We start from the raw sequence: 13483 nt of genomic DNA on the forward strand, positions 1-13483 counted from the left end.
TTGCGAGAAGGCCAGGCAACTTTCCTTGTCGCGTGCACCTTGCCTACTCCCAGCGTCCGTCGAGGCGCTTCACGAACGAGAACATGAGACTCCCCTTTCCGCTGGCATCCGCTGGCCCCGTCTCTGGGTCTTTGACCAGGCCGATGATGTGGAAGCCGCACTTGCTCAGGTAGAAGTGGATGTTTCGCACCTCGAAGTAGGGTGTGCACAGCGTCCAGGCAACTGCGTCCGGGTAGCGCTTCTCGATTGCCTTCCAGAGTGCGGCTCCGATTCCCCTTCCGTGCGCGTCCGCCCTGACGTAGAGGAGGGCGCACTCGTGCTCATGAGTCTCCTCGTCGAGGAACAGCACCGTGCCACCGACGCGCCTTCCCTCGCAGGTGGCGACCAGGGCGACTGCGCCTGGGTTTGCGAGGGACTCGTCGATGTCCTGCCTGGGCAGCACGGGGAGGGGCTCGTCGTCGCTCGCCGCATCCACGGCAAGCTGGAATGCCTCCTGCATCTCTGCGGCGAACGCATCGGTGTCTTGTGGTTGCAGCGGCTCGAGCGTGACGTCCATGGTCTTCTCCCTTATGTGAGAAGCCCGGGCGCCGCACACGTCAATGCGCGACACCCGGGCTCACCCGGCATCTTCTCTGACAGGCGGCCTGCGGGCCAGCCGGGCCCACGATCCCCTACGCTACGGCGTACTGTCCTCCGATGTGTTGTCTGCCAGATTGTAGCTGACGCGCCCGTTCGTGACGGTTTCCGCAGCAGGGCCGGCCAATCGGCGCAGCCCGTGCATCATTGGCGTGCAGGCCATTCCCCAAGTGCGCACGACTTCCTATTGACCTGCGAGTTTGTCGGCAGGCGCGCATTCTGCGTCTGGATTGCGCATCGCCGTTGCCCGTCCTGTCCGCGTCTCGGTCGATTGGGCGACGCAGCGCATATCGTCTAGGTGGAAGTCCAGGTCGCGAAGGCTGCCTCGCCGTGCGGAGGGCCTCGCGGACTGAGCAGGGGTCGCCCGTTCTCAACTGGAGTACATCCTTAGGTTGCCCTCGAAGAACGCAACTAGTCGCTGGCGCAACGAGTCGGGGCTTAGGACCTTGGCCTCGCCAGGGTCGAACTTCTTGAAATAGAGGAACAGCTGGTTTGCCGAACAGTTGAAGTGGTAGATGAGCCCCTCCGGGCGCTCTTCGATTCTCGTGTACGGAGGTCGTCCGAAGTAGATGCTCTGGTACGCATGGACGCCTTGGCTGTTCATCAAGACGCGTGTCTCCTCATCGTCGTTGATGGCGTATTGCGCGCCGTTCTGGCTCATGAGCTTCAAGCGTCTGAGCACGCTGGCGGGTATCGTCGTTCCAGGCTCCCCACAGCACGGGCTCACGATTCGGTTCAGCCGGTATGTCCATGCCTCCTGCATGTCACCATGCTTATAGCAGAGCAGGTAGTTGAACTGCTCTCCTTGCCCCACTGCAATCTTGAACGGGATGACCTTCTGGACGGACTCTCTGTCGGTCGACATCGTGAACGTGACGGCTCTGCGAGTGCTGCATGCCTCTTGCAGCACCTTATAGGTCTCGCTGAATATGATGCGCTCACGTTCGTAGGAGGGTCTCGTGCAGTAGCTTGTGAGCATCCGTAGGAAGTAACTCGAGATGGAATCACCCTTTCCGATGTCGTGCAGAATCAGCCTGATGCGACTCTCCGAGTTTGCCACCGGTCTTAGGGAAAGCCTTTTGGACGAACGAGATGCCTGAGACGTGAGCGCGGGATAGAACTCCTGGTGCAGGATGTTGTCGGCTGCCTGCTCCTGCTTCGCGGCAGTGAGTCCCGAATCTGCCAGGGCCTTGCTTATTCCGGCTCGAATGCGGGCGTTTTCGGCGGTGTAGGAATCGTAGTAGCCCTGTACGAGCGCGTTGAGAAACTTGTTACGGTTGATTTGATGCCCGTCCTTCTTGAATACCTCGAAAGACTGTGCATCTCCATCGAGCTTGCGCTGTATGTCTTCAGGCACATAAATATTGATTTTATCCATGCTCTCTCAGCTTTCGCTTATGTAGTACTCCTAAAAAGGGGTCACATTAGGCTGCGTATATGGCTACGAAAACCATGCTAACTCGAAACAAGCAAAGTAAAAATGGGGTCGTAAAAAAATAAATCTTACTCATATACAGCCTCAATTTGGCCACGTATGATGAGGGCGTCCGGTAACGGTGGCCTGATGAACTCACTGCGGGGGGTCCTATGAGAGAAGCACAACACCTTTCGAGCTTGACGCTTGCGCTTTCGTTGCCAGAGAAGGCGCACGTGACGTCGGCGTGGGCCAACTCGCTTGCCCCCTTTCTGCAGGGCGTCCTCATGGAAAGCATAGACCAGGGGTACGCATCTTGGCTCCATGCGCAGCCGTTCAACCCCTACAGCCAGTACTGTCTCGTCGGAGCCGAGTCCAAGACCCTTAGCTGGCATGTCAACACCCTGACCGACGAGGCGTTCCGGCAGATCATCCTGCCACTGCAACGTCTGGACTCGTTCAGGCTCAGGGGCGTGGATATGGAAGTCGACGTCGAGGGGCGCACGGTGACGACCGCAAGCGTCAAGGAGCTCACCGACATGATCTACCATGCAGACGCGAAGAGGCAGAAGGTCGAGTTCGTGACCCCGACTGCGTTCAAACAATCGGGGAGCTACGTGTTCCTTCCAAGTGTCAAGCTCATATTTCAGAACCTGCTCATGCGGTACTTCCAGGTATACGAGGGCAGCAACGAGGTCGATGTGGAGACGGTCGACTACTTGGAGAAGTACGTCCATGTCAGCTCTTATCAGCTGAGGTCCCAGTATTTCGACCATGTGGCATTTGAGAAGCGGAAGATTCCTGGTTACACGGGTTCCGTCGGGCTATCGTTCAAGGGCCCGCAGCCAGTTGTGGGGCTTGCGCAGATGCTTCTCAGATTCGGGGAGTACGCAGGTGTTGGGATAAAGACATCGATGGGGATGGGAGGAATAAGGTGCAGCTAAAAGATGCGGAAGGCGCGAGCTTGGCCAAGGCCGACAGGACGGCCCTCATGTTCGGGGCGCTTCTGCATGACATCGGGAAGGTTCTCTACCGAGGCAGCTCGGGCAGGGGGACCCATTCGAAGCTCGGCGCCGACTTCCTGTCGGAGGAGATTGCGCCGCGGAAGGACAGCGAGAGCCAAGGGGCCATTAAGCGCATAGTCGAACAGGTGCGCTACCACCACGCGAGGGAGATGGCCCCCGCCAACCTTGCCGAGGACTCGCTCGCGTACATCACCTACTTTGCGGATAACATCTCCGCCGGGATGGACCGCAAGAACGAGGGCGCGGAGGAGCAGGGATATCTGTTCAAGAGGGACGCCAAGCTTCGCAAGATATTCAACATACTCAATGGCCATCATGATGACAACGTGATAGAGCACGAGCCCTATGACGCCATCCGCGAGCATATCAGGAAGAACCTCCTCGCCATCGACGTGCGCTGGGATCAGGTGAATTCCCTAGTTAACTTGCTCGAGGCGACGGTGAGCACGGTTCCCTCGTCAACCGATATGAGCGAGCTGGTCGACGTATCGCTTTTCGATCATTCGAAGACGGCGGCGGGCATCGCCGCATGCATCTACGACTACCTACGCGAGCAGGGGGTTTCAAATTACCGAGAGGCGCTTTTCGATGTCAAAACCTCCGCCGAGTTCTACGCGCGCCCCATGTTCCTGCTCTACTCGTGCGACATGAGCGGGATTCAGAGCTTCATCTACAACATAAGCGGCGACGGAGCTCTCAAGCAGCTCCGCGCCCGTAGCATGTACCTGGAGCTGCTTGTCGAGCACATCGTCGACGAGCTGCTCGACCACCTCGAGCTGTCGAGGACGAACCTGCTCTACACAGGTGGCGGGCATGCCTACCTCCTCCTGCCCAACACGCAGGCCGTGAAGGAGAGAATCACCGCGTTCAACGGGGAGCTCGAGACATGGTTCGTGGACAGGTACCGAAATGACCTGTATCTGGCGAGCGCGTGGGTGGAGTGTAGCTCCGACGACCTCGCCAATAAGCAGGATGTGGCACATCCCGGAGCGCAGAGGTACCGCAACTTGTACCGACGCCTGTCACGAAAGCTCTCGGACGCCAAGGCGAATCGCTATGGCTCGGCCGTGCTCCGGAAGCTCAACTTTGGGGACAGTGCATCAATCGACCATTCGCGAGAGTGCAGCGAGTGCCATCGCTCCGACTTGGATATTGACGACCGGGGAAGATGCACGCTCTGCGCCGAGCTTGGGAACGTCTCCAACAAACTCGTGAGGGATGAGGTCTTCGTGATCTCTGAGCACGAGCGCGGGCTCGAGCTGCCCTTTGGCAAGCAGCTCGTTATGTACTCCAAGCAGGCGTACCTCCGGCAAAAGCCCGAGGTTGCGAGGGTTTACACCAAGAACGAGTGGGACACGGGGCTCAAGCTCGCGACTCATATCTGGATGGGTGATTACGAGGCAGAGGTTGCTGACAGAGAAAAGCGCTTCTCGAGCTATGCGGCAAGGGGGGCCACTTCCCGTGAGAATCCCAAGACGGGCGCGCCCCTCGGTGTGAAGAGGCTGGGCGTGCTCCGGGCGGACGTCGATAACCTTGGTGCGACATTCGTTAACGGACTGCCGGACGACAAGGCGTCCATCAGCCGCAGCACCGTGCTCAGCAGATCGCTCAACCATTTCTTCAAGGCCAAGATTAACAAGGTGCTCGAGGTCGGTGGCTATCAGTTGCAGATCATCTACTCAGGTGGCGACGACCTCTTCATCGTCGGCAACTGGAGCGATGTCATCCATGCGGCCATGGACATACACGACGCATTCGCTGAATTCGTCGGCAACGGCGCCATCACCATCAGTGCCGGAATCGGCATCTTCGACGAGAAGTTCCCCATTGCGCGCATGGCTGCGGAGGCGGGCGAGCTCGAGGACGAGGCAAAGCTCCACGTCTCAAAAGAGGGCAAGTCCAAGGATGCCATCGCGCTATGGACAAACGGGGCAGTGTTCTCATGGGAGGACTTCGTCGAGAAGGTCGCCGGGCGTGAGGCCGAGCTGCAGGACGTTTTCGAGAGCATCGCAGGGAGTGCCGACGATAAAAAGGGCAATGCGTTCATCTATCAGCTCGTCGGGCTCCTCAGGAGCGAGGAGCAGGTTTCCACTCCAAGGCTCGCCTACCTGCTTGCTCGGAGCTTCGAAGGCACGGAGAAACAGGATGAGGGCATGGCAAAGAGGGAAGGCATGCGGCTTTACGACTGGGCACAGGACCCGGGAGAGAGGCAATGCCTGGTCGCCGCGCTCGAATGGTATGTGTATGGCAATCGGGAAGGAGCATAGGCATGGGGACGAACGAACCCACGGCGCAGTTGAAATTGAAGAACGGCGCGACCTTGAGCAGCCAGAACTACGCGGACTTCGCAAAGGGGAGAGTCGCCAATGAAAGGGGGGAGTTGAGGTTCCCCTCTCTTACCACGACGAAGCTCCGCCGCATCTACGGCAACATCATGAACGTCTACACGAAGATCAACGTGCCGGAGGACTTCGAGAAATACAAATCTGATCTTCAGTACCTCAAGGTGAAGATGGCGTATGAGAGTGGCAGGGACGGAGAGGTACGTGCATTCATTGATGGCACCTTTCTTTTGGAGATGCTTGACGGCATCAAATCCCACGACCAATTCATGCTCTATTGCCGCTATGCCGAGAGCCTGGTTGCCTATTTCAAATTCTATGGGGGAAGGGACTAGCCATGAGCCTCACGAAAATCAAGATTACCGGCACGATAAAGGTCAAGACGGGCCTGCATATCGGTAGCGATGGCTCGTTCAGCGCCATCGGCGCCATCGATTCTCCCGTAGTGCGCGACCCGCTGACGCGCAAGCCCGTCATTCCGGGATCGACATTGAAGGGCAAGCTGCGCTCGCTGCTAGCCCGCGACAAAGGATCGCTTCCGGCCAAGGGGCTTGACGGGTTCAAGAACGACTGCGACGAGATCAAACGCCTCTTCGGTTCGACGGTGGGGGAAGGCGACGCCAAGGGCGCGGGCATCCAGATGTCACGCCTCCAGTTCTCTGACTGCTTCCTCACCGATAAGGAGCTCGGTCAGATATTCGAGACGAAGTTCGAGAACACCATCGACCGACTCACGTCCGTCGCCAATCCGCGCCAGATCGAGCGTGTGGTGCGCGGAGCGGAGTTTGGCATGGAAGTCATCTACAACGTGGAGGATGATAGTCAGGTTCAAGAGGACTTCGAGAATCTGCAACTCGCCTTCCACCTGCTCGAGAACGACTATCTTGGCGGTGGTGGCACGCGTGGCAATGGCCGCGTCGCGATCTGTGGGCTCAAGGCTGTGCCCGTGACGGGCGACTTGGGCTTCGCCGTTCCGGAACTGGGATAGCGCCATGGTGGGCCAACTCGTAAAGATTGCCTTCAAGTCTCCCGTCCACTTCGGAAGGGGACGGCTCGTGGACAGTGCCTTTGCCTGTGACGCAGCCACGCTGTTCAGCGCCCTGTTTATCGAGGCCCTTCACATGGGTGTCGCAGATGGCCTGCTCAATGCCGTCAGAACGGGCGATTTGACGATAAGCGACACATTTCCCTACATCGGAGAGACGCTTTATCTCCCCAAGCCGATGGCCGTCTTCGAGTACGATGAAGAGGGGCAAGACACGCTCGACTCACGTGCCAAGAAGGCGAGTAGGAAGCTCGATTACATCCCCGCAGACTCGTATTCGGGCTATCTCGACGGCTCGTTCGATGTCATCGGGGCATATGAGGATTTCAACGGTGGCCTTGGGACGGCCTTCGTCCAGACGAAAGCGAATCTCATGCGGAGCGATGGACCGGATGCCAAACCATATCAGGTTGGTGGGTTCGAGTTCGCTTCAGGTGCGGGAATCTACTTCCTCGCGGAGGGATCGTATGATATTCGCCCCATCCTCGACCAGCTCTCTTACTCTGGCCTCGGTGGCAAGCGCTCGAGCGGGTACGGCCGATTCGAATACACCGCTTCCGATGAGGGGATGCGCATACGGGGAATCTCCGCGAAACGGGTGTCGGGTGCCCATATCCTTCTTTCCACGGCTACCCCTGGAGAGGGGGAGCTCGATGATGGCCTGCTGGAAGGGGCTCGATACAAACTCGTGAGGAAGGGCGGCTTCGTGCAATCCGCCACGTACGGCACGACGCCCCAGAAAAAGCGGGACATGTACCTGTTCACTGCAGGTTCGATGTTCAAGAGGCTGTTCGACGGGGCAGTTTTCGACGTGAACACGACGCCGGGCGCGCATCCAGTTTATCGATATGCACGTGCGATGTGGCTGGAGGTCTGAGCTATGGCAATGCACAACTATCGAGTGACGCTCACGACGATTGGGCCCGTTCATATCGGTGCCGGCAACACGTATAGCAAGAAAGACTATTTCACAGATGGAAAGCATGTTGCGGTCCTGGACGTCAAGAAGTTCATCAGCAAGCTTTCACCAGGGCAGGTGGGGGAATACTGCACGTTTCTCAAAACTGGAGAGGAAGGCTTAAGCGACTTCCTGAAAAAGCATAAGCTGGAGAACGTCGCCCATACCTCGATGCTCTACAAGAACGAGATGAGACTCCCCAGGGCGGGCTTCGAGGTCCATGAATGCCTCAAGGACTCTGAGAATAAGCCCTATATCCCAGGGTCGAGCCTCAAAGGCATGCTGCGGACCGCTATTCTTGAGACGCTTATATTGCAGCACAGGGATGACTATGCCGAGCTCCTCAACAGGCAAGACATGCGCAGCCGTGATAAGAGGAGGCAGACTCATGCGGCTGAGGGCGTGGAACGCCACGCTTTTCGAAAGGGGCCGCAGAGCCCGGATGCCACGAGTGACATCATGCGTTACATCTCTGTCTCTGATTCCGAACCGGTCGATGCCGGGAATCTCGTCTTTGTCCAGAAGTACGACAAGTTTGCGAAGAGCGATCGAGCTGAGCACAAGAACAGAGGGCATGCACGAGGTCCGCTAGGCAATGTTGCTGAGGGCAACAGGCTGAACATCTACCGCGAGTCCATTAAGCCCGGGGTCGACATCGTGTTCATACTGGGTATTGATGACCGCATCGACGAGCATCTCGGCGGCATTTCCCTCAGCGACGGCGGCCTCGAGAAGGTTCTCCAAGGCTCTGCGAAGCTCTATGAAAGCTGCTTTGCGTGTAAATTCGATCTTGGGGATGGTGACGAAGAAGGCCAGGGCGAGCAAGCGCGTGACGGCAGGTGTCGGTATGTCACGAGCGGCGGGCTGCGTTGCCGTAATCATGCGGTAGATGGTACGGGTTACTGCAACATGCATCAGGGCAAGGCCGGGGGTGGTGGCTCTTCGTCTAGTAGCACCTGCTATCTAGGTGGTGGCGTTGGGTTCGCGAACAAGACCGTTGGGGACGCGCTGTTTGACGATGCCAATGACTTCGTGAGAGAGGTCGCGCATATCCTCTATGTCCAGTTCCCTTCGAAATTCGATAGGTCAAAGCAATATTTGGCATTCGATGTGGAGAATGCTGGCTTTGTGCCCAGACAGCTGTCATTCAAGAATAGAAGGCAGCACAAAGACGACCATCGGCATTGGAAAGACATCGAGCTCGGGGTGTCACCGCATACTTTCAAGCTCGGGCTCATCGGCAAGAAAGAATACCAGATGGGTAAGTGCGCGATTAGAATCGAGCGGCTATGAATATCCTGTTTTCGCCGGTGGGCACGGCTGACCCCATTACCCAGCTGGGGGATGGCCCCATGCTTCATATAGTGCGCCATTACAAGCCCGAGAGGATATTCCTGTTCCTCTCGCCAAAGATGTGCAAGCTCGAAAGGGAGGACCGTCGCTACGAAAGGGCTATCGAGCTCCTCGCCCAGGACGTCGGGCAGTACCGGCCTCAAGTCGAGCTTATCGAGTCGAACGTCGAAGAGATGCACCGATTCGATAGCTTCATCGGTGTGTTCGAGGAGGAGCTGAACCGAATACGCAAGGAGTGCCTTGGCAAGAGCTCTACTGGGAGCCTGCTGGTCAACGCCTCTTCTGGGACTCCGGCAATGGAGCAGGCGCTCGTAGCGCTTGGGGCCTTTGGCTGGACTCCGCTCAAGGTCATCCAGGTTGCTACGCCTCGTCACGATTCAAGTGAGAAAGAGGACCGCGAGAATCCAAGCACCTACGACTTGGATACCCTTTGGGAGCTCAATCCCGATAACGAGTCTGGACGTCCACGTCGGACCGAGGAGGTCGAGCTCCCGAACTTCAGGGAGAGGCTCCTGAGGGAGAGCGTCATCAGCCTCGTAGAGTCGTACGACTACGAGGCAGCGCTCAAGCTCATCTCCAAGTCCGACACCTTCCCGGTCCAAGCCCGCAATCGTATAAAGGCCATGCGTGACAGGCTGAATCTCAGCAGGGGCACGTCAGAAGCTGAGATGCTTTCCAATGGCCTGCTGCTGCTCGTGGCGCGAATGAGACAAGGGCACTGGGCTGACTTCGTTCGTTTTCTCACTCCCGTTCTGACAGCGACCATAGAACGTCAGCTGGAGCGTCAAGAAGGGGAGCCTCTTCCGCGTGCGAGGTATCTCATCAAAGAGGGAGACAGGTATACCGACAAGCTCAATGTCCATTCAATTGGAGAGGACGGGAAGCTGAGCCGCATACTCCAAAAGAACATTCAGGGCAAGGAGCCGCACTTCATTACGAATCGTTCCCTGTCAGACCTAGTCGATGAATACTGCAGCGCGGGGAAGGAGAAGAGCCTGATGCGCGGGCTCGTCAGATTCGAGAAGAAGGCATCGCGCAACGAATTTGCCCACCGGCTCACACCTGCGGATAAGGAACGGATCGAGTCGAGTGGTGGCATGTCTTTCGAGGAGGTCATCGAGGCGCTTTTCAAGCTGAACGACGAGGAGCTCGGCAAAATCGACAATTTCAATCATGGGATACTCTCCCTTATCAAGAAAGGGCAATGAGAATTGTCGCAGATCTACCTAGTGGACAGCAGGCTCAAGCTCGGTATACGCGACGGGCAGATAGCGGTCACGAATCTCGAGGACGGATCCGAACGGTGCGTCCCTCTTGCGCAAGTGGACGGCATATCCGTTTTTGGCTGCGCACAACTCTCAACCCAGCTCATAAGAGCCTGCATTTCCGAAAACATCCAAATTGGCTATTACTCGGAAGATGGACATTATTTTGGGAGCATCAGCTCGAACCAGCACATTGATCCAGGGAGGCAGAAGCGTCAGATCATGCTGACGGATGACGCTGGGTTCTGTCTTGAATGGTCACGCAGGATCATAGAAGCGAAGATCAGGAACAGCATCTCGTTGCTTGTGGCGATGGGTGATGTCTATGATTTCACGGCAGACGACCTTGCCGGCCTCTATCATTCTCTCGGTTCCCTTAAGAGCGCGGAGACCGTGGACATGGTGCTCGGCTTCGAGGGAAACGCCGCGAAAGCATACTTTACCTGTCTGCCCAAAGTGCTGCGAAACGAGGATTTCGCATTCCGGGGCAGGAGCTCTCGACCTCCTCGAGATCCTTTTAACTCGCTGCTGTCATATGGCTACAGCCTTCTCTATCGAGACATTATCGGCGCGATTGACCGGCATGGTGTCCATCCGTATTTTGCGTTCATGCACAGGCTCAGGTTTGGGCATGCGGCGTTGGCCTCAGATTTGATTGAGGAGTTCAGGGCTCCGCTTGTTGATAGGACCGTCGTGGACCTTGTCAACGAGGGCGTGGTCGAGCTGTCGGATTTCCAGAAAAACGAGAGTGGCGCATTCTATTTGAGAAAGGATGCAGCTCGACGGGTCATCAATCGCTTTTCGGAGGCAATCGTTAAGGACTGCCGGTACTTCTTGAGCTCGGGTGACAGGAAGTCGTACGGTTTTCAGGCGATGCTTGATAAGAAGATTGTGATGCTGCTGCGGGCTATCGAACTGCGGGACGCCTCCGCATATCAACCGTTCGTGTGGGAGCCAGGGCAATGAGCGAGGCGGTGGGCTTGAACAAAACATACCGCGCGCCAGGTAAGGTGCGCGGAACGTCACCCTCCGAGGACACCTACTATGTGCTGGTCCTGTTTGATATTTCAGAGGCCAAGAAATATCGTTTTCTCGTTAGGGCGCTGAAGAAGTATGGTCTGAGAGTACAGAAGTCGGTCTTCGAGGCGCAGATAACTCAGTCCAAACTTAAGAGGCTGTTAGTGCAGATAGAACGGCTCATGTCATCTGAGCGCTTCTTCAATCCAGATGACAACGTGCGAGTCTATAAGATTGCTGGTGAATGTGAGCTGTCTGTGTTTGGTGAGTGTGTTGATACGACATTTGAGGAGAACATTTTCTTCTAAGATGGCTGCTGATATATAATAAACCATATGTTTCCAAAGTTTCGATACGGGTTTCGAACGGTGGCCTTACGCATATTTGTTGCTGGATGTCAATACGGTTGAAATCCCTTTAACCCCGAGAGGGGACGGAAACGCTCATGTTGCTAGCGGTTGCGTATGTGCTCTATGAGTGCCGTGTTGAAATCCCTTTAACCCCGAGAGGGGACGGAAACCTTGACTGCCTCTTGAGCGTCCTCGGTGCTCTTCGGTATGACGGTTGAAATCCCTTTAACCCCGAGAGGGGACGGAAACCAGCTGCCTCGGGCATCGCCTCGACGACCGGCTCGACCATGTTGAAATCCCTTTAACCCCGAGAGGGGACGGAAACGTGACGTTGCGAACGTTGCGTGCCATTTCGAATCCTTTGTTGAAATCCCTTTAACCCCGAGAGGGGACGGAAACTGGACGACGCCGCGCGAGGCGTCCACGTCTATCCGCATGTTGAAATCCCTTTAACCCCGAGAGGGGACGGAAACACAGAGCCTCGAGATGGTGTAGCGGAGCCTGTCCGACAGGTGTTGAAATCCCTTTAACCCCGAGAGGGGACGGAAACCCGCGGGGCGACCCTGCGCATCATCCCGCGGCCCTACTTCGTTGAAATCCCTTTAACCCCGAGAGGGGACGGAAACCAGGCGGCTGCTATCGCCCAATTGGCGGATACTGCCGAGAAGGTTGAAATCCCTTTAACCCCGAGAGGGGACGGAAACTTGACCTCATTGAGCTTCTTCATGATCTTCTCCTTTTCTTCGTTGAAATCCCTTTAACCCCGAGAGGGGACGGAAACGATGGATGTGTTCTTACCCGTGCCCATCTGCTCTTGGTTGAAATCCCTTTAACCCCGAGAGGGGACGGAAACGCGTGTTGGTGACGCACGGCTCCCACAGCTCTCCGCGCACGTTGAAATCCCTTTAACCCCGAGAGGGGACGGAAACTGATAACCATCGAGCCGGGCATCTACCTGCCCGGTCGCTTCGTTGAAATCCCTTTAACCCCGAGAGGGGACGGAAACCGTCATAGCTAGCGTCCTCAGCGACCACCCAGCCACCGCAGCGCGTTGAAATCCCTTTAACCCCGAGAGGGGACGGAAACTAGGTTGCGTAGGTGTAAGTGCTCATTTTGGCTCCATGTTGAAATCCCTTTAACCCCGAGAGGGGACGGAAACTTGGTCTCGTCGGCGAAGATGTCGTACCTCATGTCCTTCTCGTTGAAATCCCTTTAACCCCGAGAGGGGACGGAAACTATCGATAGCCGCGTTGATATCGTCAATGGTATAGGTAGGTTGAAATCCCTTTAACCCCGAGAGGGGACGGAAACTGTGCTCAGCGGCGTGCCCACCAGCGCGACAATGAGCGACAGTTGAAATCCCTTTAACCCCGAGAGGGGACGGAAACGGCTCCCACTGCTCCTCGTCCGCCTCCCAGCGCCTGAGGTTGAAATCCCTTTAACCCCGAGAGGGGACGGAAACTGCCCACGGCGCGGGGGCCATACCGCGCCACCATCAAAGACGTTGAAATCCCTTTAACCCCGAGAGGGGACGGAAACCGGGAGAGCCGCCCATCTCCTCGCGGATCGAGAGCGCGTTGAAATCCCTTTAACCCCGAGAGGGGACGGAAACAGCATGTAGGCGTTGAGAAACGCGACCATCGCTACGCCTCGTTGAAATCCCTTTAACCCCGAGAGGGGACGGAAACCCGATGGTCTGCTGCTGAGCCTCGACAGTGTAATGCAACGTTGAAATCCCTTTAACCCCGAGAGGGGACGGAAACAATCTGCGTGTGATGATATTCATGCCTCCTCGGCACGTTGAAATCCCTTTAACCCCGAGAGGGGACGGAAACGTAAGAGTGCGCATTGTAAATCCTTTCGAAGTCGTCTTGTTGAAATCCCTTTAACCCCGAGAGGGGACGGAAACTTGGAAGGTAGCTGCAGTGGCAATGGAGACTCTTCACGCGTTGAAATCCCTTTAACCCCGAGAGGGGACGGAAACAGCATGTAGGCGTTGAGAAACGCGACCATCGCTACGCCTCGTTGAAATCCCTTTAACCCCGAGAGGGGACGGAAACAGCATGTAGGCGTTGAGA

General features: G+C 56.7%; 11 protein-coding genes and 1 CRISPR repeat array. Of the genes, 9 read left to right on the plus strand and 2 right to left on the minus strand.

Translation table 11 applies throughout. From position 1 onward, the window contains the following. Nucleotides 1-43: 43 nt before the first annotated feature. Entirely contained in the window at nt 44-556 is a 513-nt protein-coding gene (locus Q5923_RS08665; protein WP_303133505.1) for a GNAT family N-acetyltransferase, read from the minus strand. Between the two features lie 450 nt (nt 557-1006). Further along, on the minus strand, nt 1007-2014 hold the full coding sequence (locus tag Q5923_RS08670; protein ID WP_303133506.1) for a WYL domain-containing protein: 1008 nt from the start codon (nt 2012-2014) through the stop codon (nt 1007-1009). A gap of 209 nt (nt 2015-2223) precedes the next feature. Between Q5923_RS08670 and cas6 the strand changes: the two genes are divergently transcribed. The 9 genes from cas6 to cas2 are packed head-to-tail and all read left to right on the plus strand — an operon-like array spanning nt 2224 to nt 11363. Next, nucleotides 2224-2994, plus strand: a complete 771-nt coding sequence (gene cas6, locus Q5923_RS08675; RefSeq protein ID WP_303133507.1) for a CRISPR-associated endoribonuclease Cas6 — start codon at nt 2224-2226, stop codon at nt 2992-2994. A 20-nt stretch (nt 2995-3014) separates the two neighbouring features. Continuing rightward, nucleotides 3015-5342, plus strand: a complete 2328-nt coding sequence (cas10, locus tag Q5923_RS08680) for a type III-A CRISPR-associated protein Cas10/Csm1 (protein ID WP_303133509.1) — start codon at nt 3015-3017, stop codon at nt 5340-5342. A 2-nt stretch (nt 5343-5344) separates the two neighbouring features. Further along, the gene (gene csm2, locus Q5923_RS08685) at nt 5345-5752 is read left to right on the plus strand and encodes a type III-A CRISPR-associated protein Csm2 (protein ID WP_303133511.1); all 408 of its coding nucleotides are present in this window, start codon (nt 5345-5347) and stop codon (nt 5750-5752) included. Nucleotides 5753-5754: 2 nt separating this feature from the next. Then, the gene (csm3, locus tag Q5923_RS08690) at nt 5755-6405 is read left to right on the plus strand and encodes a type III-A CRISPR-associated RAMP protein Csm3 (RefSeq protein WP_303133513.1); all 651 of its coding nucleotides are present in this window, start codon (nt 5755-5757) and stop codon (nt 6403-6405) included. A 4-nt stretch (nt 6406-6409) separates the two neighbouring features. After that, entirely contained in the window at nt 6410-7339 is a 930-nt protein-coding gene (gene csm4 / locus Q5923_RS08695) for a type III-A CRISPR-associated RAMP protein Csm4 (protein ID WP_303133515.1), read from the plus strand. 3 nt (nt 7340-7342) lie between these two features. After that, nucleotides 7343-8713 carry a type III-A CRISPR-associated RAMP protein Csm5 gene (gene csm5, locus Q5923_RS08700; protein ID WP_303133516.1) on the plus strand — a complete coding sequence of 457 codons (1371 nt, stop codon included), beginning with the start codon at nt 7343-7345 and terminating at the stop codon, nt 8711-8713. Nucleotides 8714-8772: 59 nt separating this feature from the next. Next, complete coding sequence (locus Q5923_RS08705) at nt 8773-9981, plus strand: type III-A CRISPR-associated CARF protein Csm6 (RefSeq protein ID WP_303133518.1); 1209 nt, start codon at nt 8773-8775, stop codon at nt 9979-9981. Nucleotides 9982-9984: 3 nt separating this feature from the next. Then, a complete protein-coding gene (gene cas1, locus Q5923_RS08710; RefSeq protein WP_303133519.1) occupies nt 9985-11004 on the plus strand; it encodes a CRISPR-associated endonuclease Cas1 in 1020 nt (339 codons plus the stop codon). Next, complete coding sequence (gene cas2 / locus Q5923_RS08715) at nt 11001-11363, plus strand: CRISPR-associated endonuclease Cas2 (protein ID WP_303133520.1); 363 nt, start codon at nt 11001-11003, stop codon at nt 11361-11363. Before cas1 ends, cas2 begins: the two co-directional genes overlap by 4 nt. A gap of 97 nt (nt 11364-11460) precedes the next feature. Continuing rightward, nucleotides 11461-13465: a CRISPR direct-repeat array (repeat unit 36 nt; unit sequence GTTGAAATCCCTTTAACCCCGAGAGGGGACGGAAAC). Nucleotides 13466-13483 lie beyond the last annotated feature (18 nt).

The organism is uncultured Olsenella sp., from assembly GCF_959602185.1.
GTDB classification, from domain to species: Bacteria; Actinomycetota; Coriobacteriia; order Coriobacteriales; family Atopobiaceae; genus Olsenella_I; species Olsenella_I phocaeensis.